Origin of the sequence: Halarcobacter mediterraneus, assembly GCF_004116625.1 — a bacterium.
GTDB lineage: Bacteria > Campylobacterota > Campylobacteria > Campylobacterales > Arcobacteraceae > Halarcobacter > Halarcobacter mediterraneus.
Genome location: NZ_NXIE01000001.1, coordinates 486,182 through 508,464 on the forward strand (window position 1 = coordinate 486,182; position 22,283 = coordinate 508,464).

22 protein-coding genes and 1 pseudogene are annotated in these 22,283 nt (G+C 26.2%); 12 read left to right on the forward strand and 11 right to left on the reverse strand.

Going from position 1 to position 22,283, the window contains the following annotated elements:
- Positions 1 to 74 precede the first annotated feature (74 nt).
- Genes CP965_RS02540 through CP965_RS02550 form a run of 3 tightly spaced genes read left to right on the forward strand, consistent with a single transcriptional unit; the run spans position 75 to position 3,676 of the window.
- The gene (locus CP965_RS02540; protein ID WP_129060468.1) at positions 75 to 1,580 is read left to right on the forward strand and encodes a PAS domain-containing sensor histidine kinase; all 1,506 of its coding nucleotides are present in this window, start codon (positions 75 to 77) and stop codon (positions 1,578 to 1,580) included.
- Positions 1,577 to 2,302 carry a 3-deoxy-manno-octulosonate cytidylyltransferase gene (gene kdsB, locus CP965_RS02545; RefSeq protein WP_129060470.1) on the forward strand — a complete coding sequence of 242 codons (726 nt, stop codon included), beginning with the start codon at positions 1,577 to 1,579 and terminating at the stop codon, positions 2,300 to 2,302. The genes CP965_RS02540 and kdsB overlap by 4 nt, the downstream gene beginning before the upstream one ends.
- 51 nt (positions 2,303 to 2,353) lie before the next feature.
- Entirely contained in the window at positions 2,354 to 3,676 is a 1,323-nt protein-coding gene (locus CP965_RS02550) for a GGDEF domain-containing response regulator (RefSeq protein ID WP_129060471.1), read from the forward strand.
- Here CP965_RS02550 and lptB read toward each other — a convergent pair.
- The 4 genes from lptB to CP965_RS02570 are packed head-to-tail and all read right to left on the reverse strand — an operon-like array spanning position 3,673 to position 6,053.
- On the reverse strand, positions 3,673 to 4,395 hold the full coding sequence (gene lptB, locus CP965_RS02555) for an LPS export ABC transporter ATP-binding protein (protein ID WP_129060473.1): 723 nt from the start codon (positions 4,393 to 4,395) through the stop codon (positions 3,673 to 3,675). The two genes, CP965_RS02550 and lptB, sit on opposite strands and share 4 nt — an antisense overlap.
- Positions 4,388 to 4,801, reverse strand: a complete 414-nt coding sequence (gene tsaE, locus CP965_RS02560) for a tRNA (adenosine(37)-N6)-threonylcarbamoyltransferase complex ATPase subunit type 1 TsaE (RefSeq protein ID WP_129060474.1) — start codon at positions 4,799 to 4,801, stop codon at positions 4,388 to 4,390. The genes lptB and tsaE overlap by 8 nt, the downstream gene beginning before the upstream one ends.
- A gap of 4 nt (positions 4,802 to 4,805) precedes the next feature.
- Entirely contained in the window at positions 4,806 to 5,789 is a 984-nt protein-coding gene (trpD, locus tag CP965_RS02565) for an anthranilate phosphoribosyltransferase (protein WP_129060475.1), read from the reverse strand.
- 18 nt (positions 5,790 to 5,807) lie between these two features.
- Positions 5,808 to 6,053, reverse strand: a complete 246-nt coding sequence (locus CP965_RS02570) for a S4 domain-containing protein (RefSeq protein ID WP_129060476.1) — start codon at positions 6,051 to 6,053, stop codon at positions 5,808 to 5,810.
- A 241-nt stretch (positions 6,054 to 6,294) separates the two neighbouring features.
- On the opposite strand from CP965_RS02570, the pseudogene CP965_RS02575 reads away from it, so the two are divergent.
- From CP965_RS02575 to CP965_RS02585, 3 genes and pseudogenes are all read left to right on the forward strand, one after another.
- A pseudogene (locus tag CP965_RS02575) lies at positions 6,295 to 7,674 on the forward strand (methyl-accepting chemotaxis protein); the annotation flags it as partial.
- Positions 7,675 to 7,786: 112 nt separating this feature from the next.
- The gene (locus tag CP965_RS02580) at positions 7,787 to 9,022 is read left to right on the forward strand and encodes an argininosuccinate synthase (protein WP_129060478.1); all 1,236 of its coding nucleotides are present in this window, start codon (positions 7,787 to 7,789) and stop codon (positions 9,020 to 9,022) included.
- Between the two features lie 97 nt (positions 9,023 to 9,119).
- Positions 9,120 to 9,620 (forward strand): gamma carbonic anhydrase family protein, encoded by a 501-nt coding sequence (locus tag CP965_RS02585; protein ID WP_129060480.1) that lies wholly within the window; start codon positions 9,120 to 9,122, stop codon positions 9,618 to 9,620.
- Between the two features lie 11 nt (positions 9,621 to 9,631).
- Here the strand turns inward: CP965_RS02585 and CP965_RS14085 are convergent, their stop codons facing one another.
- Genes CP965_RS14085 through CP965_RS02595 form a run of 3 tightly spaced genes read right to left on the reverse strand, consistent with a single transcriptional unit; the run spans position 9,632 to position 10,993 of the window.
- Positions 9,632 to 9,802, reverse strand: coding sequence for a hypothetical protein (locus CP965_RS14085; protein WP_164970981.1), 171 nt, complete (start codon positions 9,800 to 9,802; stop codon positions 9,632 to 9,634).
- 10 nt (positions 9,803 to 9,812) lie between these two features.
- On the reverse strand, positions 9,813 to 10,196 hold the full coding sequence (locus CP965_RS02590) for a response regulator (RefSeq protein ID WP_129060482.1): 384 nt from the start codon (positions 10,194 to 10,196) through the stop codon (positions 9,813 to 9,815).
- 50 nt (positions 10,197 to 10,246) lie between these two features.
- A complete protein-coding gene (locus CP965_RS02595) occupies positions 10,247 to 10,993 on the reverse strand; it encodes a response regulator transcription factor (protein ID WP_129060484.1) in 747 nt (248 codons plus the stop codon).
- A gap of 64 nt (positions 10,994 to 11,057) precedes the next feature.
- Here CP965_RS02595 and CP965_RS02600 point away from each other — a divergent pair, with 64 nt between their 5' ends.
- Positions 11,058 to 12,098 (forward strand): PAS domain-containing sensor histidine kinase, encoded by a 1,041-nt coding sequence (locus CP965_RS02600; protein ID WP_129060485.1) that lies wholly within the window; start codon positions 11,058 to 11,060, stop codon positions 12,096 to 12,098.
- 17 nt (positions 12,099 to 12,115) lie between these two features.
- Here CP965_RS02600 and CP965_RS02605 read toward each other — a convergent pair whose 3' ends face one another.
- The 3 genes from CP965_RS02605 to recR form a co-directional block, all read right to left on the reverse strand.
- Entirely contained in the window at positions 12,116 to 13,036 is a 921-nt protein-coding gene (locus tag CP965_RS02605; RefSeq protein ID WP_129060486.1) for a dUTP diphosphatase, read from the reverse strand.
- A 62-nt stretch (positions 13,037 to 13,098) separates the two neighbouring features.
- Positions 13,099 to 13,278 carry a uracil-DNA glycosylase gene (locus CP965_RS02610; protein ID WP_129060488.1) on the reverse strand — a complete coding sequence of 60 codons (180 nt, stop codon included), beginning with the start codon at positions 13,276 to 13,278 and terminating at the stop codon, positions 13,099 to 13,101.
- A gap of 7 nt (positions 13,279 to 13,285) precedes the next feature.
- Positions 13,286 to 13,858: a recombination mediator RecR gene (gene recR / locus CP965_RS02615; protein WP_129060490.1), complete on the reverse strand. Its 573-nt coding sequence runs from the start codon at positions 13,856 to 13,858 to the stop codon at positions 13,286 to 13,288.
- Positions 13,859 to 13,980: 122 nt separating this feature from the next.
- Between recR and dnaJ the strand changes: the two genes are divergently transcribed.
- The 3 genes from dnaJ to trpB all read left to right on the forward strand — a co-directional run bounded on the left by dnaJ (position 13,981) and on the right by trpB (position 19,853).
- Positions 13,981 to 15,108 carry a molecular chaperone DnaJ gene (gene dnaJ, locus CP965_RS02620; RefSeq protein WP_129060491.1) on the forward strand — a complete coding sequence of 376 codons (1,128 nt, stop codon included), beginning with the start codon at positions 13,981 to 13,983 and terminating at the stop codon, positions 15,106 to 15,108.
- 37 nt (positions 15,109 to 15,145) lie between these two features.
- Complete coding sequence (locus tag CP965_RS02625) at positions 15,146 to 18,547, forward strand: transporter substrate-binding domain-containing protein (protein ID WP_129060493.1); 3,402 nt, start codon at positions 15,146 to 15,148, stop codon at positions 18,545 to 18,547.
- Positions 18,548 to 18,641: 94 nt separating this feature from the next.
- Positions 18,642 to 19,853, forward strand: a complete 1,212-nt coding sequence (gene trpB / locus CP965_RS02630) for a tryptophan synthase subunit beta (protein WP_129060494.1) — start codon at positions 18,642 to 18,644, stop codon at positions 19,851 to 19,853.
- Between the two features lie 21 nt (positions 19,854 to 19,874).
- On the opposite strand, the gene CP965_RS02635 is transcribed toward trpB, so the two are convergent.
- Entirely contained in the window at positions 19,875 to 20,693 is an 819-nt protein-coding gene (locus CP965_RS02635) for a ferritin-like domain-containing protein (protein WP_129060496.1), read from the reverse strand.
- Positions 20,694 to 20,760: 67 nt separating this feature from the next.
- Between CP965_RS02635 and CP965_RS02640 the strand changes: the two genes are divergently transcribed.
- Positions 20,761 to 21,354: an MBL fold metallo-hydrolase gene (locus tag CP965_RS02640; RefSeq protein ID WP_129060498.1), complete on the forward strand. Its 594-nt coding sequence runs from the start codon at positions 20,761 to 20,763 to the stop codon at positions 21,352 to 21,354.
- Between the two features lie 16 nt (positions 21,355 to 21,370).
- A complete protein-coding gene (locus CP965_RS02645; RefSeq protein WP_129060499.1) occupies positions 21,371 to 22,282 on the forward strand; it encodes a GGDEF domain-containing protein in 912 nt (303 codons plus the stop codon).
- The last annotated feature ends 1 nt before the right edge of the window (position 22,283 follow it).

A 22,283-nucleotide genomic window follows, 5' to 3' on the forward strand; every position in this document is an offset into this window, starting at 1 on the left:
ATTTTTTAAATAAAGTACTCTTGTTTAAAGATTTTATATTATAATAAAAAGAACTGAAAATAAGGTTTATAATATTGATAAATGAAGATATAGAAAAAATCAAAAAAAACAATGAAGAACTTCTAGAAATTATTAATAACTCATGGGATGGGATTGGAATAATTGACTCCAATTCAAAATTGATTTATGTAAATAATGCTTTCATGCCTATTTTAGGTTTTCAAAAAAATGAATTAATAAAACACCAATTAATAAGTTTTATGGAAAATAAATATATTGACTCTTTTTTAGAGCTTTTAAAACCTATAGAAAAAGATAAAAAGTATAAAGCAGAAATAGATATAGCTTGTATTAGAAAAGATCAACAAAAAGTATATTTAAAAATAACTATTTCTTCAATGATTAATAAAAACCTTTTTGTAATAAATACTAAAGATATTACTTCTTCTATTTCAGATGAACAAATAATTGATGATTATGTTGTTTCGATGCATACAGATTTACATGGACATATTTTAAAAGTTAGTAAAGCTTTTTTAGATTTATTTGACTTTACAAAAGAAGATATTATTGCTAAACATTTTTCTAAAATTATTCATAAAGATATAAATCCTATTGTAATTGAAAATATAAATAAATCTTTACAAACATATCAAGAATCAGATGGAAAAATAAAAGTAAAAAATAAAAGAAACAAAGCTATTTGGCTAAATTTCAAAGCAAAAGCAATTTTTAATAAATATGGAGATATTACTGCTTATACTTACTTGTTTTTTGATATTACAAATGAAGTTACATTAAACGATGAAAAAGATATTTTAAATAAACAAGTTGAAGTTTCAAAAGAAGAAATTCTACAAAAAAATAGACTTTTACAAGAACAATCAAAATTATCCATAATGAGTGAAACATTAAGAAGATTATCTCACGAGTGGAGACAACCTTTAAATTTTATTTCAATACAAGCACAAAAATTAGAATTAACATATGCAATGGGAGAAACTCCTTCCAATGAAGATATTATTGATAGTTTAAATAAAATAAAAAATGAAGCTACAAACCTGTCAAATACTATAGAAAACTTTCAAAATTTTTTAAGACCTAAAAAAGATAAAGATAAATTAGTTTTGAAAGAATTATTTTCAGAACTTTTAAATAAATTTAAAAAGTCAAATAAAAATATTGAGTTAAATATTTCTCAAGATAATCAATTAACTTTTTTTTCATATAAGCAAGATTTTGAGTTATTGTTTAATAATATTTTAAAAAACTCCGTAGAAAATATAGAAAAGAACTCTATTTTAAATTCTAAAATAGATATAATGTCACATTTTGAGAATGGAAGGTTATATATAAATTTTATAGATAATGCGGGTGGAATTGAAGATAGTATTATCAATAAAGTTTTTGAGCCATATTTTTCAACAAAAGAAGAAAAGAATGGTGTAGGATTAGGACTATATATTACTAAGATGATTGTTAACCTACATTTAAATGGTATTATTACTGCTATAAGTTCTAATAATACTACAACAATAAAAATATCAATACCAATAGAAGAAGAGGATTTTATTAAATGATTATTATACCAGCAAGACTGAATTCAAGTAGATTTGAAAATAAAATATTAGTAGATATCTTAGGATTACCAATGGTAATAAAAACAGCAAAACAAGTAAGTAAACTTGATAAAGTTGTTATTGCAACTGATTCTGAAGAAGTTGCAAATTTATCAAAAGAATATGGTTTTGATTCAGTATTAACCTCTACAGAGCATCAAAGTGGAACTGATAGAATAAATGAAGCAGTAAATAAACTAAATTTAGATGAAAATGAGATAATAATTAATGTACAAGCAGATGAGCCATTTATAGAAGAAAATGTGATAAAAGCTGTAATACAAAGAGTTGAGAAGATAAAAGAAAACAATGAAGATATAATGATTACAAGTTGTTATAAAAAAATTTCTTCAGAATTAGCTGATGATCCAAATCATGTAAAAGTAGTTTTAGATAACCATGAAAATGCAATTTATTTTTCTAGAGCAAAAGTACCATATCACAGAGATCACTATGAAAGTGCTCAATATTATGGACACCTTGGAATTTATGGATTTACAAAAAAAACTCTAAATGCTTTTTGTAAATTAAAAACATCAAAATTAGAAAATGTTGAAAAATTAGAACAGTTAAGAGCTATTGATAATGGATATACTATTACAATGGTAGAAGTAGAATCAAAATCCTTTGGAATAGATACAAAAGAAGATTTAGAAAATGCCCTTAAAATGTTTAATAAGTAATATTTGTTATAATTGTTATACAATTTAGTTTAAAAGCAAGGTACTTTAAATATGAATAAAGAAATCTTAAAAAATATTAATGTTTTATATGTGGAAGATGAAAAAGATGTGAGAGAATTCACAAGTAAAACAATAAGCACCATTGTAAATAAAATTATTACGGCAGAAAATGGTAAAGAAGGCCTTGATAAATTTAAGGAAAATAAAGATATTAATTTAATATTAACGGACATAAATATGCCTAAAATGGGTGGATTAGAAATGTGTTCAGAAATAAGAAAAATAGATGCTGAAGTTCCTATTGTAATTACCAGTGCTCATAGTGATCCAGATTTTTTAAAAAAAGCCATTGATGTAAAAGTAAGTGCTTATGCCATGAAACCTATTGATTTATATCATTTAATAGAGAGTATGATTAAAGCTGTTGAACCAATTTTTCTAAGAAAAGAATTAGAAATGATTAATCTAACTTTAGAAAATAGAGTGGAAGAAGCAATTAAACAAACAAAATCAATATTAGATGCACAAGATAATATGGTAATTTTAACAGACTTAAAACAAACTATTGATGCAAATAAAAAATTCTTTGAATATTTTCAAGTTAATAACTTAGAAGAATTTTTTAATAAATATGACTCTGTTGTTTCATCTTTTAAGTGTGAAAATGGTTTATTTAGTAAATCATGTATTGAAGATGAGTCTAAAAATTGGATTGAAACAATTTCAGAATTAAGTGAAATAGATAGAACTGTAAAAATAGAAAATAAAGATGGTGAAGATAGAATTTTTACTGTAAATATTGATGACTATGAACAAAAAGGTGAGCATTATGTAATTTCATTTACAGATATTACAGAATTAAAAGAAAAATCAAATTTATTAGAATATCAAGCAAACCATGACCAGTTAACAGGTCTTTTTAATAGACAAAAATTTAATGAAGTTTTTGCAAAAGAAATAAAAAGAGAAAGAAGATATGAAAATTGTTTATCTTTGATTATTTTTGATATTGATAATTTTAAAAAATTCAATGATACTTATGGACACAATATGGGAGATGAGGTTTTAAAAACTATTTCTAAAATAGTATTAAAAAGTATTAGAGAACATGACACTGTTGCAAGATGGGGTGGAGAAGAGTTTGTCGTATTATTACCTCAAACAGATATTACCGGAGCAAAGAATGTTGCTGAAAAAATAAGAAGAGCAATTGCAGAATATGAAGATGAAGTAATTCCAGAAAGAATCACTTCAAGCTTTGGTGTAAGTCAATTACAAAAAGAAGAAAATGAACAAAATCTTCTAAAAAATGCTGATATTGCACTGTATGAAGCAAAAGCTCAAGGTAAAAATATTGTTATACCATTTTATTAAAAACTAAAACTTTCTCCTAAATAGTGTTCTCTCACACTTCCATCACTTTTAATATCTTCGCTATTTCCTGATGCTAATAAAGTTCCATTTTTCATAACATAAGCTCTATGGCAGATTTGTAAAGTTTCCCTTACATTATGGTCTGTAATTAAAATACCTATTCCAAATTTAGTTAAAGTATCAATAATTTCTTGGATATCCTTTACAGCAATCGGATCTACCCCTGCAAAAGGCTCGTCTAAAAGTAAAAATTTTGGTTTTGAGACAAGAGCTCTTGCTATTTCCGTCCTTCTTCTTTCTCCACCTGATAAAGAAACACCTTTTCTTTGTCTAATTGGTTCAATATTAAATACTTCAAGTAAATCTTCTACCCTTTTTCGTTGCTCTTCCTTATCTTTAGTCACAATTTGAGCAGCTAACATAAGATTATCTTCAACACTTAAATCTTTAAAGATTGATGATTCTTGAGGTAAATAACCAATACCTTTTAAAGCTCTTTTATGTAAAGGAAGTTTTGTAATATCTTCGTCATCAAAAAAAACTTTTCCACTTGTTGGAGCAACAAGTCCACATACTGTATAAAATGTTGTTGTTTTTCCAGCTCCATTAGGTCCTAATAATCCAACAATTTCACCAGAACTAACTTCTAAAGAGATACCATGTAATATTTGTGTCTTTTTTATATTTTTTTTAATATCTTCTGCTCTTAATTTACTCATTTATTATATATTGCCTTTTATCTTTATCTTTTTTTATTTCTAATACAAAAACATCAAAACCATAAGACTTTAAAAGTTTTTCAAGCTTTTCATCACCCCACTCTACAAAATGAATACCTTCTTTTTCAAACTCTTCTAATAAGCCTAAAGAAATAAATTCTTCTAAACTTTTATTATAAATATCATAATGAAATACTTTTTCAGAATAAATCGATTGTATGGAAAAAGTAGGAGAAGTCACAATATCCTCTAAATTTAAATATTTTACAAAATGTTTTACAAAAGTAGTTTTTCCACTTGCTAAATCACCTTTTAAAATAACTATGCAATTATTATTTTTTGTTTTTGTAAGAGAAAAAACTTCATAAATAATCTTTTCAATTTCATTTAATGCTAAAATTAACATTTTACTACTTTAGTTTAGAAGAAACTTCAATAATTTGTTTTAATTTATCTTTTGCTTTTCCACTTAAAATAGCTTCACGTGCTATTTCAATTCCTTCTTTTATATCTCGTGCCTTTCCATCAACTTCTAAAGCTGTTGCTGCATTTAAAAGAACAATATCAAGTTTAGCACCATCTAAATTATTTTCTAAAATATCTTTTGTTATTTGAGCATTATGCTTACTGTCTGCTCCTATTATTTCATCTTTTGATGCAAGTTTAAATCCATAGGCTTGAGGATCAATTTCAAAATCTTCTATTTTCCCATTATCTAATTTAGTTGCATAAGTAATATCAGAAATTGAAATTTCATCCATTCCATCTTTTGAAGAAACAACAATTGCTCGTTTAGTTTCTAACAAATCTAAAGCTGTAGCTATTTTATTAATATAACTTTTGTCAAAAACTCCAATTAGTTGCTTAGAAACCGTTGCTGGATTTGATAAAGGTCCCAAAATATTAAAAATAGTTCTGTGTTCTATTGATTTTCTAATAGGCATAATATACTTCATTGCAGGATGATGATTTTGAGCAAACATAAAACAAAAACCTGTTTCTTCAAGCATTTTTGAAGTGTTTTCTAAAGTTAAATCTAATTTTATCCCAAGTGACTCTAGCATGTCAGCACTTCCACTTTTACTTGTTATGCTTCTATTCCCATGTTTAGCAACATATGAATCACAAGCAGCTAACAGAAGAGAAACTGTACTTGATATATTAAAACTATAACTTTTATCTCCTCCTGTTCCAACTACATCAATTGCTTTTTCTTTTAAATCATAATGAAGAGGTAAAGGTATTAAATGTTCTCTCATTGCACTTGCAGCACCTGCAATTTCTGCTGCTGTTTCACCTCTTTCATAAAGTTCAATTAAATAATCTCTGACTTCTTTTTCAGATAACTTATTTTCAAAAATATCATCAAACTTTAATTTTGCCATATTAAACATGTTTAATTTCCTCTTTTTTTAACATTTTTTTATGTACTCTTCCATTTTTGATTTTGGAGTGGACTTAGTAGTTGGTATTTGTAAAACTTGAAATTTATCAGTTTTTTCTAAATATTTTATTTCAATTATATCTCCAACTTTTACCTCTTTTGCTTTCTTAACAACCTGTCCATTTATAAAGACAACTTTGTGCTCAAGCATATCTTCAGCAACTGCTCTTCTTTTTGTTATATTAACTGCATTTAAATATTTATCTATTCTCATAGTATAAATTATATCTAAAACTATTTAAAAACACTTTTTTATAAATGAAAATAAATTTAAAAAAAACATAAAAGTAAAAGAAAATGATACTTTTAGAACACTATCTTCTATTATAATTTTTTTAACAATTGAAATATAAGTAAATAAAATTTGAATATCACATATTTCAAGTACTTAAAGGGAGGTACTTATTATGTTTAATTTAGGAAAAACACAGGAAGAATCAGGGAGATTACTTGCAATGGAAGAAAACTATGCAATTATATCTTTTAAACCTGATGGTACAATTATTCATGCAAATAATAATTTTTTAAATGCTCTAGGGTACTCTTTAGATGAAATTGAAGGGAAACACCACAGAATGTTTTGTGATAAAAATTATGCAAATTCTGATGAATACTCACAATTTTGGAAAGATTTAGCTAGTGGTAAATCAAATATTAATGAATTTGAAAGATTCAAAAAAGATGGTAGTTCAATCTGGATTCAAGCTTCTTATACTCCTGTAAAGAATAGTAAAGGTGTTGTAATAAGAGTAGTTAAATTTGCTCAAGATATTACAGACTCAAAAAGGGTAATTACGTCAGTAAAAGATGCTATAGATATAGCAAAAGAAGGTAATATGAATCAAACAATAGAAGAAAATACAAAAAATACAGCTATTGAAGAACTTAAAAATGGGATTAATGAACTGTTTAAAATTGTATCTTCTAAAGTCAATAATGATTTAAATGATATTACAAAGGCTTTAATCTCTTATCAAAACCTTGACTTTACATATAAAATAGCTGATAATAATAATTTAGGCGAAACAGCAATTGGGTTAAATAACTTAGCAGATGTTATTAATAAAATGTTATTAGATAACAAAAAAAATGGACTTACACTAGAAAAAAGTTCTAATGTCCTTTTAGCAAATGTTGATAGCTTAAATACTAATTCAAATGAAGCTGCTGCATCATTAGAAGAAACAGCTGCTGCTTTAGAAGAAATTACCTCAAACATTTCATTAAACACGCAAAATGTTATAAAAATGACTGAATTTGCAAATCAAGTTACAACTTCCGCAAATGAAGGAAAAGATTTAGCACAACAAACAACAACTGCGATGAATGAAATTGATGATGAAGTTAATGCTATAAATGAAGCAATTACAGTAATTGACCAAATAGCATTTCAAACAAATATTCTTTCACTAAATGCAGCTGTTGAAGCAGCTACTGCTGGTGAAGCAGGAAGAGGATTTGCAGTTGTTGCACAAGAAGTTAGAAACTTAGCATCTAGGTCTGCTGAAGCAGCAAAAGAGATTAAAAACTTAGTTGAAAAAGCTACAGACAAAGCAAATAATGGAAAAGTGATTTCAGATAAAATGATATTAGGATATAACTATCTAAATGAAAATATTACTAAAACAATTGAACTTATTTCAAATGTGGAATCTGCTTCAAAAGAACAGGAAGCTGGAATTGTTCAGATTAATGATGCAGTCAATAGTCTTGACCAACAAACACAACAAAATGCTTCAATTGCCAATGAAACTAAAACTGTAGCTCAACAAACAGACGAAATAGCTAAATTCATTGTCTCTGAAGCAAATAAAAAAGAATTTATTGGGAAAAATACTGCTTAAACAAAAAATAACATAATAAAAAAGAAGAAAGTTATATAAACTATTTTATAGCTTTCTTTTGATAAAATGCATTCTTTAAAATAACCGTTTTATAGGATATATTATGAACAAAAAAGATGTTAAAAAAGTAGTATTAGCTTACAGTGGTGGCTTAGATACTTCTACTATATTAAAATGGCTTCAAGACGAATACAATGCAGAAGTTATAACTTTTACAGCTGATTTAGGTCAAGGTGAAGAAGTTGAACCAGCAAGAGAAAAAGCACTTGCTTGTGGAATTAAACCAGAGAATATTTTTATTTTAGATATTAAAGAAGAGTTTGTTAAAGATTATGTATTCCCAATGTTTAGAGCAAATGCAATTTATGAAGGTGAGTATTTATTAGGTACTTCTATTGCTAGACCTCTTATTGCTAAAAAGCAAATTGAAATTGCTAAAAAAATGGGTGCAGATGCAGTATCTCATGGTGCAACAGGTAAAGGAAATGACCAAGTAAGATTTGAACTTGGTTATTTAGGATTAAATCCAGATATTACTGTAATTGCTCCTTGGAGAGAGTGGGATTTAAACTCAAGAGAAAAATTATTAGCATATGCAAAAGAGCATGGAATTGAAATAGATAAAAAACATATTGATGCAGATGGAAATCCTGCAATTTCTCCATACTCTATGGATGCAAACCTTTTACATATTTCTTATGAAGGTTTATCTTTAGAAGATCCTAATGCAGAACCAGAAGAAGCTATGTGGTTATGGACAAACTCACCTGAAGAAGCTCCTGATGAGCCAGAATATATTACAATTTCATATAAAAATGGTGATCCAATTGCAATTAATGGTGAGGAAATGTCACCTGCAACTATTTTAGAAACTTTAAATAACTATGGAAATAAACATGGTATTGGAAGAATTGATATTGTTGAAAATAGATATGTTGGTATGAAAGCTAGAGGTTGCTATGAAACTCCAGGTGGAACAATCATGCTAAAAGCTCACAGAGCAATTGAATCAATAACTTTAGATAGAGAAGCTGCTCACTTAAAAGATGAGTTAATGCCTAAATATGCTAAGTTAATCTACCAAGGTTACTGGTTCTCTCCTGAAAGAGAAATGATGCAAGCAGCAATTGACAAAACGCAAGAAAATGTAGAAGGAACTGTTAAGTTAAAACTTTACAAAGGTAATGTTATTGTTGTTGGAAGAGAATCTAAAAAATCTTTATTCTCTGAAGCACACTCTACTTTTGAAGAAGACGAAGTATATAACCAAAAAGATGCAGAAGGATTTATTAGACTTAATGCCTTAAGATTTATTATTGCTGGACAAAATAAAAAATAAATCAATACCTAATTAAAGAAGATTAATTACTTAATCTTCTTTATCTCTCTTGATATTTTCATATAATTTAAATAAATTATAACAAAGGTTTCAAAATATGCTTATAAAATTTAAAAATAATTATCCTAAAATTCACCCTACTTCATGGATTGCCCCAAGTGCAGATGTTATTGGAAAGGTTGAGATAGGAGAAAACTCTTCAGTTTGGTTTGGTTGTGTTTTAAGAGGTGATATAAATAATATTAAAATTGGTAAAAATACAAATGTACAAGATTTATCAATGATTCATATGGATACAGATTCTCAAACAATCCTAGGAGATAATGTAACTATTGGACATAAAGTTATGCTCCATGGATGTACAATTGAAGATAACTGTTTAATAGGAATGAGTGCTACTATCTTAGATCATGCAGTTATTGGTCAAGGAAGTATTGTTGGAGCTAATTCTTTAGTAACTTCTGGAAAAAAATTTCCACCAAAAAGTTTAATTATGGGAAGTCCAGCAAAAGTAGTCAAACAATTAACAGATGAAGATGTGAATAAATTAATTAAACATGCAGGTCGATATGTAGATTATAAAAATGATTACTGTTAAAATTAGAGTCTTTATTTACATAAGGCTCTTATTTCATATTTCCCTGTTCTATAGTTTAACACTTTTTCTTTTTTTAAACTAAGTCCTTGTTTTTTACACTCTTCTTTTGTTACATCTTCTGATGGAACACAAGCAGAAAATGAAAAAAGAATAAAAATTGAAAAAATAAATATTTTCATCATTACTAATCCTTTAAGAATTTTCTAACAATTCAACACTATTTTTTAAAAGATCTTCCATATCAAAAGGTTTTGAAACATATTTACAAATACCAATACTATTCGCCATTTCAACTAAATCCATATCAACAGAAGAAGTTACAATGCAAGGTAAAGTAGGATTTAATAATTTTATATCTCTTAACATTGAAAAACCATCTTTTAAAGGCATATTAATGTCAGTAATAACTAAATCAATATTTTCGTTGTTAAATTTTTCTAAACCTTCTTGCCCGTTTTTAGCAATAACTACATTAAAAAGAAATTTTAAACAACGTTCAACATTATCTCTTATTATATGTTCATCTTCAACATATAAAACTGTAAAATTTTTATAGCTTTTTGATGTATTTAACATGATACACCTCCACTAAAATAATTATAATGGAAAAGAGTATCGTAATAGTATCATTTTAAGTTTATTCTATAGCCAAAACCATATACATTTTCAAGATCTAATTCTGGAATTTTTCTTCTTAATCTTGAAATTATATTTTTTAGATTTGCTATATTTGAAGTATCTTCATCCTCTTCAGCCCACAGTACAGTGAGGATTTCCTCTATTGTATGCGTTTTCTCTGAATATTTTAAAAGTAATTCTATAAGAAGAATTTCTTTTTTTGTTAACTTTATATTTTCTTCATTTTTATATAATTGTTTATTTTCTTTATTCCAAGAAAGAGTATCATTTATAGTTAAAATAGTATCATTAATAGTATCATTTTCATTTCTATTTTCATGTAACTCTTTTAATTTTGTATATAAAACATGTACAAAAGAATCATAATTTAAAGGTTTTGAAATAAAATGTGAAATACCAATATTAACAAGCTCAAGTAAATAATTAGATTCACTATGGGCAGAAAGAATAACTAAAAGTTGATCTTTATTTATTTTATAAATTTCTTTTGTTAATTCAATACCATCCATCTTAGGCATTTTTATATCACTAATAACTAAATCATAATGTTTATTAGTTAAGTTATAATGTTTTTTATACTTATCTAGTCCTTCTTCTCCATTTGAAGCCACATCTACCTTTGCAAATATTAACTCCAAAAGTTCACTAGTCTCTTCTAATATATCTCCATCATCTTCAACAAAAAGAACATCTTTGTCTTTTGCATACTCCTCTAATAAAATATAATCAACCATTTTAGCTCCTAAAAAGTATTATTAAATTATACTAAAAAGATATTTTATTTTTATTAGGAAAAGTGTGAAAGATAATATTTTTAGAAACTTTTTTGATCATACAATAGAAGGTATATTAATAATTGAAGATGGTTTTATTTTAAATTTAAATAAAGCAATGCTTGAAATATTAAAATATGATTCAAAAGAAGAACTAATAGGTAACCTAGCAACAGGTATTTTAATACCTAACATACAACAAAAACTTTTGGAATATAATAATACTATTTTTGAAGAAATATCTTTATTGACAAAAGAGGGGAAAATCATTCCTGCAGTTATTAAAATAAAGGATTTCAAAGAAGATAATAAAAACTACAAAGTTGTTTTTATCCATAACTTATCAGATTTAAAAGAAAAAGAAAGTTTATTAATTGAACAATCAAGAATGGCTGCAATGGGAGAAATGATTTCTATGATTGCTCATCAATGGAAACAACCACTTTCATCAATAGGTACAGCTATTTCAAATCTAAAACTTCGTATTAATATGAAAAGATATGAAGAGAATATTTTTGAGAAAAAATTAGATGATATAGAAAGATATTTAAAATATATGTCAACAACTATTGATGATTTCAGAAACTTCTTTAAAAAAGATAGAGAAAAAGAGCTAAGTAATATATATTATATTGTTGATATTGCTCTAGAAATGTTTGAAGAAGTATTTGAAAGGCATGGTATTTCTATAATAAATAAAGATACCAAAAAACTAGAAAATGTTTTTTTATATAAAAATGAACTCTTACAAGTAATAATAAATATATTAAATAACTCAAAAGATGCATTTTTGGAAAAAGAAGTTACTCCTTTAAATAAAATTACTTTAGAGTATAAAGAATTAAAAAAAGTACAAAAAATTATAATTTCTGATAATGCAGGAGGAATAAAAAAAGAAATACTTGATAAAATCTTTGATCCTTATTTTTCAACAAAAAATAAACAAAATGGAACAGGTTTAGGTTTATATATGAGTAAAACAATTATAGAAAAACATTTTGATGGTAAAATAAAAGTATCAAATAAAAAAGATGGTGCTTGTTTTGAAATAACTATTTCAAAGTAAAGAATAAATCTTTACTTTTATTTTGAAGGATAGTTTTCTTCTAACTTGTTATATAAATCTTGAAACCCAACATTTTCCATAGTTTCAAGGATAGAAACCATAACTTCATTATCTTCTTTTTTATTCCAAGATTTTATATATGTTCCTTCTTTATATCCATGATCTTGTCTAAATTTATTTAAACAATTTTTCCCGATATAAAGTTTTTGTAGCCAAGTAAATGATAATCCTGAAATTTTACAACATCTGAAAAACTGGTCAATAAATCTCTCTATTCCACTAAATGTTGGCATATTACCAGTCTCTATTGCTAAGGAAATATATGATAGTTTTTCTGCCTCTTTAACCATTGCTTTAGAATCTATATCTTCTAAAGCTTCATAAATACAATGAGTATTAACTAAAGATACGGCTTTTGGAACATTTGTTTCTTGTAAAATATAAGACATAAGAAAATGCCAAATATCTACTAATTCTACATGAATATTATTCATATCAGGTTGAGCATTAATATTTTTCCAATGTTTCCAAGGAGTAGAATCAATTAGTTCAGCAACCTCCATATGTATACATCTAAGCCAATTTATCTCTTTACCAAATTTATTTCTTCCTAATTCCCAATTCTTACCATTAGTTGAGTCATTTAACTCTTTTTGTAATAAAAACATTTCTTCTAATTTATGAGGGAAAGAAGAAGCTTCTTCTAGTAATTCTGCTAAAGGTAAACACTCTTCAACTAAATTATCCAATGTAATATTGTTGGGTAGCCCTTTATCTCCTTTTAATAAATGAATTATTAGTGAAATAGTATAAGGAACTTCATCTTTTTCTTCCCATTCTAAAATATCAGAAGGAGTAACACCAATATAGTGCACAAAATCTTCAATTGTAAGAAAACCAAGAGATTTAATACTATCTTTTAAATCTTTATATAACAAATTTTTCTCCTAAATATGTACTCTTGTTTTTATATAATCAAATATTATACTCAAAAAAATCTTTACTTATTGTGAGGCTTTTTAAACTGAAAAAAAGAACAAGGGAAACCACTACTATTTTTTACAACTATTGAAGGTAACATTTTTGATTTGAATCCATATGCTTTACAACCATGTGGTTTTGCAGGTTGCCAAGTAACAAAATAAAATTTACATTTTTGACAAATAATTCTTTCTTCCATATTTACCCTAAATATCAACTTTGCTCTGTATTGCTTTTGCTAAAGACAACATATCAACATTTTCTAAACTAACTCCAGTAGGAACTCCTTGAGCTATTTTTGAAAATGATATTTTAAAATTTTTTAATTTATCTTCTATAAAAAGCATAAATGCATCATTTGATAAAGAAGGAGTTATTGCAAATATAATTTCATTTATAGAGTTTTCTTCTATAAAAGAGCTAAGTCTTTCCATACTTTCAATATCTAATTCTTCAATAACAAAATATAAACCATCAAACTGCTTTGATTCTTCTATAAGAAAAATATCTTTTGCACTTTGTACTAAACAGGCTTTATTTCTTACTCTTCTATCATCTAAACAAATTTCACAGATTTCATGCTCGCTCATTGAACCACATTTAACACATCTCTTTATATTTTTTAATGCATTTTCTATACTATGGGCTATTTTTATTCCTGTATAATTATCATTCATTACAATATGATAAGCCAAACGTAATGCTGATTTTTTACCTATAGTTGGTAAAGACTCAAACGCTTCAACTAAATCATAAAATTTTTCTAAACCTTTTTTCATAAACTATTTTATATTCTCTTTTTTGTATTATATTTCATTAAATAGTATATCAAATTTTTATAAAAAATTAGATATACTCGCGTCGATTACATATAAACAACTCTACAAAAGGAGAATTCTAATTGACTGAAATAGATTATTATGAATTATTAGAAATTAGTAAAGATGCTGAAAAAAGTACAATAAAAAAAGCTTATAGAAAAATGGCCATGAAATATCATCCAGATAAAAATCCTGATGATACAGAAGCAGAAGAAAAATTCAAAGCTGTAAATGAGGCTTACCAAGTTCTTAGTGATGATGAAAAAAGATCTATTTATGATAGATATGGGAAAGCAGGACTTGAAGGACATGGTCAAGGTGGTGGATTTTCAGGAGGCTTTGATGACTTAAGTTCAATTTTTGAAGAAATGTTTGGTGGTTCTGGCTTTGGCGGATTTGGTGGTAGTTCAAGAAGACAAAGAAAAACATACAACTACAATCTAGATATTGCTGTAGAAATAGAAATTGAATTTAACGAAGCAATTTTTGGATGTAAAAAAGATATAAAGTACTCTTATAAAGTTGCCTGTGATGATTGTAAAGGAACAGGAGCAAAAGATGGAAAACTAAGTACTTGTCCTCATTGTAATGGTCATGGACAAATACATATGAAACAAGGTTTTATGACTTTTGCTCAAACTTGTCCACACTGTCAAGGAACAGGACAAGCAGCAACAAATAAATGTAATACTTGTTCTGGAACTGGATATCAGGAAAAGAAAGACACTTTTGAAGTAAATATACCAGAAGGTGTTAATGATGGGAATAGAATTAGAGTTTCAAATAAAGGAAATATTGCACCTGATGGAACTAGAGGAGATTTATATTTACAAATCAAAGTAAAAGAAGATTCTCATTATGTAAGACATGAAGATGATATTTATATTGAGGTTCCTATTTTCTTTACACAAGTTGCATTAGGAGCAACTATTAAAATTCCTGGACTTAGAGGAGAACTTGAATTAAATATTCCTGCAGGAACAAAAGATAAAGAACAATTTAAATTTAGAGGAGAAGGCGTTAATTCTGTTCAAGGTTATGGAAAAGGTGATTTAATTGTACAGATAAAAATAAATTATCCTACTTCTTTAAATACAGAACAAAAAGAATTACTAGAAAAACTTCAAGAAAGCTTTGGAGTAGAAAGCAAACCACATGAATCAAACCTAGAAGGAATGTTTGATAAAGTTAAAAAGTGGTTTTCTTAAAATCTTATTTGGTATAATTACCAAATAAGGTTGTAAAATGAAGGAAATAATTAGTTTTTTTCTTTTTTTTCTTTTTTCTACTACATATTTATTTTGTAGTGAAACTTTCACCCAAAAAGAAAAAGAGTATCTTAAAAACAACCCAACTATCAAAGTAGGCATTGAAAAGGATTGGCCTCCTTTTGATTTCGTTAATGACAATATTCACAAAGGCTTAGTTAATGATTACTTGAAAATCATTAGCAAAAAAACAAACTTAGATATTGAGTATGTAACAGATACTTGGACTAACTTACTACAAAAAGCTAAAGACAAAGAGCTTGATTTACTTCCAGTAATAGCAAAAACAGAAGAAAGAAAAAATTTTTTACTTTTTACAAATAGATATTTAGAAATAAGAGACTACTTGTTCTCAAACTCAATGACTTTTAATAGCTTAGAAGATTTAAAGAATAAAACTATAGCTATACCCAAAGATTATGCATATGGCATATATATAAAAAACAATTATCCTGAAATAAAAATTTATGAGGTAAAAAATGTTTTAGAAGCATTAACTGCTGTTTTAGAAAATAAAGCTGACGCTCTTATCTCAAATCCTGCTGTAGTAAACTATCTAACAAAAAAACATAATATAAAAAATATTATTGGTAACTTTAATTTTGACTATAATAAAAACAGTTTATATATGGCTACAACTAAAGAAAACACTACTTTAAACAATATCATAAACAAAGTACTTAATAGTATTTCAAAAGAAGAGAAACAAAATATATATTATAAATGGGTATTTTCCACAAGTAAAGAAATGAATATAAATTCTACTCTTACTTTAACAGAAGAAGAAAAAGAGTTTATTTTAAATAAAAAAAGAGTAACAATAGCAAATGAATTTGATTGGGTTCCATATGATTATAATGAAAATGGCATTGCAAAAGGTTATATCATTGATTATATAAAACTTCTATCAAATAAGTTAGGTCTTAAACCTGTATTTATTACTGACAAATGGTCAAATTTACAAAATAGAGCAAAAAACAAAGAAATTGATATCCTTCCTGTTCTTGCTAAGAATAAAAAAAGAGAGGAATATTTAAACTTTACAACAAAAATTTTAACTCAAGAATTAACTATAGTTACAAAAATTTCAAAAAATGAAATAATAAACCTTGATGACTTAGCAAATAAAAAAATTGGTATGATAAAAAAATGGAATTTAACTGAACTAATAAAAAAGAATTATCCTTTAATCAAAGTTATAGAGTTTGATTCAATTGATGATATTTTAGATGCAATAAAACATAACTTTATTGATGCAACAATCCAAAATGAATTACTTGCTAGATATTATATAAATCAGAAAAAATATGAATCTGATTTAAAAACTGTAGGTATAATAGAAGTAAATGGTTTTAAAAAAGATCTTTTTATAGGAGTTAGAAAAGATTTAAAGATTCTTCAAACTCTTTATAATAAGGCATTAAAAAGTACAACAGATGCAGAAAAACTAATCCTAAAAAATAAATGGCATAATAGTTCTAAAGGCTTAATTCTTTCAGATGAAGAAAAAGAATTTATACAAAATAACGTAATAAATATCTCATTCACTTCAAATTGGAGACCTTTTAGCTACGTAAAAGATAATCAACCTCTAGGCTTAGCCTATGATTATTGGAACCTTATAAGTAATAAAGTTAATTTAAAAACAAACTATATTTTTGAAGATAAATTTACAAAATCATTAGATTTAATTAAAAAGAAAAAAAGAGATATTCTTTTATTAACATCAAACACTAAAGAAAGAGAAGAATACTCAATTTTTACTGATACAATATTTAAAACGCCAATTGGTATCGCAACTTTAAAAGATGAAAACTATATACCTAATGCTTCATATCTAGAAGGGAAAAAAGTTGCGGTAGGGAAAAACTACACTGCAGAAAAACTATTAAAAGAGAAATATCCAAAAATAATTTTTGTAGAAACAAAAAACTTAAAAGAAGCCCTTGAATTATTATCAGAAAATAAAGTTTATGCAGTAGTTGATAGTATGCCAGCATTATCTGATCAAATAAAAGAGTTTGCCTTTACTAATATTAAGATATCGGGAAGTACTAAAATTGTTTTTAATATGAAAATGATGATTAGAGATGATTATACTATTTTAAAATCTATCATTAATAAAGTACTTTTAAATATCACAGAAGAAGACAAAAAAATTATTAAAAACAAATGGATAAACTTAGAATATGAAGAAAACTTCAATTACTCATTAATTTGGAAGATTGTTTTAGGATTTACTATTATATTGATATTTGTAATTTATAAAAATAGACAACTTTTACAATACCAAGAAGAGTTAAATAAAACTAAAACAAATCTAGAAAACTCTATAAAAAACTTTAGATTATTACTTGATGTAAATATTGCAGGAATTGTAATAATAAATGAGAATAAAATCAAATATATAAATGATGAACTAACGAATATTTTAAAAATAAATTCTAAGGATGATTTATTAGGAAATGATTTTCAAGCATTATTTCAAAACTACAAAATAGAAGACTTATTACTAAAAACAAAAGATAATGAATCCTTTGAACTAGAATTAACATATGATAGTAAAATAACAATACCAGTGCTAATAAAAGTAAAAGATATTATATATGATAATAAAAAATCATACATTATTTCAATCATTGATTTAACTGATATAAAAAATAAAGAAGAGTTGCTTTTACAACAATCTAAAATGGCAAGTTTAGGTGAAATGATTGGAAATATTGCACATCAATGGAGGCAACCTTTATCTACTATTTCAACAGCAGCTTCGGGACTAAAGATACAAAAAGAGTTTGAAACATTATCAGATGAAATGCTTATATCTAGCCTTGATACAATAACCCAAACTACGCAATTTTTATCTCAAACAATCAATGATTTCCAAAATTATATTAAAGATGATAAGAAAAAAGTTTTATTTTCTATAAATGAGAGTATAGAAAAAGTATTATCTATTTTAAATACTTCTTTTATAAACCATAATATTGAAGTACAAAAAGATATAGAAGAATTAGAAGTTTACAGTTATCCAAATGAATTAAATCAAGTATTATTAAATATTTTTGCAAATTCAAAAGATGCATTAAAAGAACAAAAAAATAAAGATAAATATATTTTTATAAAAACTTATAAAAAAGATGATAATGCTTGTTTAGAAATAATTGACAATGGTGGTGGAATAAAAAAAGAGATTATAGAAAAAGTATTTGAACCATATTTTACTACAAAACATAAGTCACAAGGAACAGGTTTAGGCTTATATATGACACACAAAATTATTACTGAAAGTATGATGGGTAAAATTCAAATAGAAAACTGCAAGTATAAAGATTTTGATAATTGTACAAAAGTTATAATTTCACTTCCAATGAAATAAAACTCCTTAAATAGCCATATATAAAGGGCTATTTAAAAAAATATAAATATAATAATCAAAATAAAAAATTAGTTAATTACACATACGAAGGAAAATAATGTCTAGTTATTTAGAGAATACACCTGATAAAAATGGTTATTTTGGAAAATTTGGAGGTTCTTTTATTCCTCCTGTTTTAGAAAAACCATTTGAAGATATTAAAAATGCATATGAAAAAATAAAAAAAGACCCACAATTTATTGAAGACTTAAAGTATGTAAGAAAACACTATCAAGGAAGACCTACTCCCATTAGTTTCGCAAAAAATTTAACACAACATTGTGCTGGAGCAAAAATTTATCTTAAAAGAGAAGATTTAAATCATACTGGTGCTCATAAACTAAATCACTGTATGGCAGAAGTAATTCTTGCAAAACATATGGGTTTTAAAAAAGTTATTGCTGAAACAGGAGCAGGACAACATGGTGTTGCCCTTGCAACTGCTGCAGCATATTTTGGTTTAGAGTGTGAAATACATATGGGTGAAGTAGATATAAAAAAAGAACATCCAAATGTAACTAGAATGAAAATTCTTGGAGCAAAGGTAATTCCAGCAACACATGGTCTAAAAACTTTAAAAGAAGCAGTTGATTCAGCTTTTGAATCATATATTAATCAAGTTGATACTGCAATTTATTGTATTGGTTCTGTAGTTGGTCCACATCCTTTTCCAATGATGGTAAGAGATTTTCAAAGTATTATGAGTCTTGAAGCAAAAGAACAGTTTTTAGAGCATGAAAAGAAATTACCTGATAATGTAATTGCTTGTATTGGTGGTGGTTCAAATGCTATGGGAATTTTTGCACATTTTATAGATGAAGAAGATATTGAACTTTATGGTGTGGAACCTATGGGTAAAGGTGAGAATATAGGAGAACACTCTGCAACATTAAGTTATGGAGAAGAAGGGATTATGCATGGATTTAATTCTATCATGTTAAAAGACGCAAAGGGAGAACCTGCACCTGTACACTCAATTGGTTCAGGAATTGATTATCCTTCAGTTGGACCAGAACATGCTTATTTAAAAGAAATAGGTAGAACTAAAGTAGGACTTTGTACTGATGAAGAAGCAATAACTGCTTTTTATAAGTTGTCTCAATTAGAAGGAATAATCCCCGCACTTGAATCAGCCCATGCTGTAGCCTTTGCAATGAAATTAGCAAAAACATTGCCTAAAGATAAAACCATCTTAGTCAATTTAAGTGGTAGAGGGGATAAAGATATAGATTTTGTAATTGAAAATTATCCTTTAGAAAAACTATAGACAATTTTTAGTCTATAGTTTTTATTTACAATCTTCTTTTTTAGAAAGGAATTTCAACTCATCGCAAGAAAATCCTGCTTTTTTCCTTGCTTCAAAATTTAATTGTTGTTTCTTTAATGTACTTCCAGGATAAATTCGTTCTAATATTTCAAAATATGTTTTTTCAGGGCTTAAATTTTGTCTGTTACATTCAAACTTAAACCACCTATCACCTTTTGTAACATGATCAACTTCTTCTTCTAAAATTATTTCTAAAGTTTTTAATATTTTTTTATTAAACTCATCAGGGTTAGAATTTAACTTTTCCATAATTTTTGGATTTTGTTCCAAACCATTTGCTTCTAAAAACCTTGGAACAATTGCCATACGTGACAATAAGTCAGGTGTATTTTTCATAGCTTCAAATAAGTTTGTATGAACTTCTAGTTCTCCATAATAAGACCCAATTTCTTCAAGTAAATCTCTTAGCATTTCAAAATGTCTTACTTCATCATTTGCTACTTCTAACCAATCATCATAATATTTTTTTGGTAAACCTTTAAACCTAAGTGCAGCATCTAAAGCTAAGTCAATTGCAGAATATTCTATATGTGCAATTGTATGAAGTAATATTATTTTTCCCTCTTTTGTATTTACATATTTTGTTTTCTTTACATTCTTAGGTAAAACTATCTTTAAAATATTAAAATACGAAGGTTTATTTATTTCATATACTTTATGATTGTAATTAAATTGTAAAGCTCCCGATATATAGTCTTTATAGAAGATTTTAAAAGCTTTAATTTTTTCATCAATATTGGCTTCAAGTACGATACCTTCAAGCCTTTTATAATATTCCATAATCTTCCTTACAGTTATTTTTTTATATACTATAAATAAATTTTATCTAAGTAAGGATTAAAAAAGCATGTCATTAAAAATCCAACCAATGGGTGATTACCAAACAAACTGTTATATACTTACGGTAAATGGGAAAGATTTTATTATTGATCCAGGAGTAAATGCAACAAAATGGGTTTTACAAAATGTAAATAATCCTATTGCAATTTTAAATACTCATGGTCATTTTGATCATGTTTGGTCAAATAAAGAAGTTAGTGATAAGTTAAATTTAAAAATTTATACTCCAAAAGATGATGCCTTTATGCTGAAAAAAGACCCTTATGGTTTTGGTATGACCCCCTCTTCAGCAGACGTTTTAGTTGAACATGATGAAGAGTTTGATTTTGAGGGAGTGAAAGTAAAATTTCATTATTTTCCTGGGCATACACCAGGATGTTCTGCTATAGAAATAGATAATCATCTTTTTTCAGGAGATTTTATTTTTAATAACTCTATAGGGAGAACTGATTTTCCTTTCTCTAGTCCAGAGCAAATGAAAAGTAGTATTGATAAGATTTTAAAATGGGAAAGAGATATAAGAATTTATCCAGGTCATGGTTCTTCAACTACTTTAAATAGTGAAAGAGCTTCTTTAATTAACTGGAAAAACTATTTATAAAAGATAGGAAAAGCTTATGAACAATAACTTTAACTCATATAATTTTCAAACAATTATTGCTTTAAATGATCATTTAAAGAATTTAAAAAAATTAGATGATATTTTCCAGTATTTATCTACTTATATAAGTAAAGATTTTGGAATAAATAGATTTCAATCTTATATAAATGATAAAATGATTTACTCTAATTTTAAAGAAAATGAAGAAACATTAAAAAGTAAACAGTTTTTAATAAAACTAAACTATAATGATAATTTAGAAGTTGCTTTATTCTACAAAAATGAGTATGAACTAGAAAATATTGCAAATGTTTTTAATATTTTAAAAACAACTTTTAATTTAGTTTCACAAACTATTTATAACAAATATTTAGAATTTAAAATAAAAGAACTAAGTTTAAGAGACTCATTAACAGGTCTTTATAACAGGCAATATATAGATGAATATTTAAAAACAATATTACCTTTATCTTCAAGAGAAAAGAAAAAAATAGCTTTTTTAAAAGTTGGTATTGACCATTTTAAAGCTGTTATTGATGAATTTGATTATACTATTGGAGATAAAGTATTAAAAGAACTTGCAATTAGTTTAGAAAACTCTGTAAGAGAATCTGACCTTGTTGCAAGAATAGACTCAGATGAGTTTTTAGTTATTTTACATAATGTAATGAATGAAGAAAACGCAATTATGGTTGCACAGAAAGTTATAGAAAACTTTAAGAAGAAAAAAGTTATTGTTAACGAAGTTACAAATCAAACATTAATGAAAACCATTTGTACTGGTATTTCTATGTTTCCAGATGACGCTAAAAAAGTTGAAGATATTTTTAGATCTTCTGATATTGCTTTATATGAAGCAAGAAATAAAGGAAGAAGCCAATTGTTTAAATTTAAAAAAGAAGAATCAAATATAATAGAGCTATTTTAAG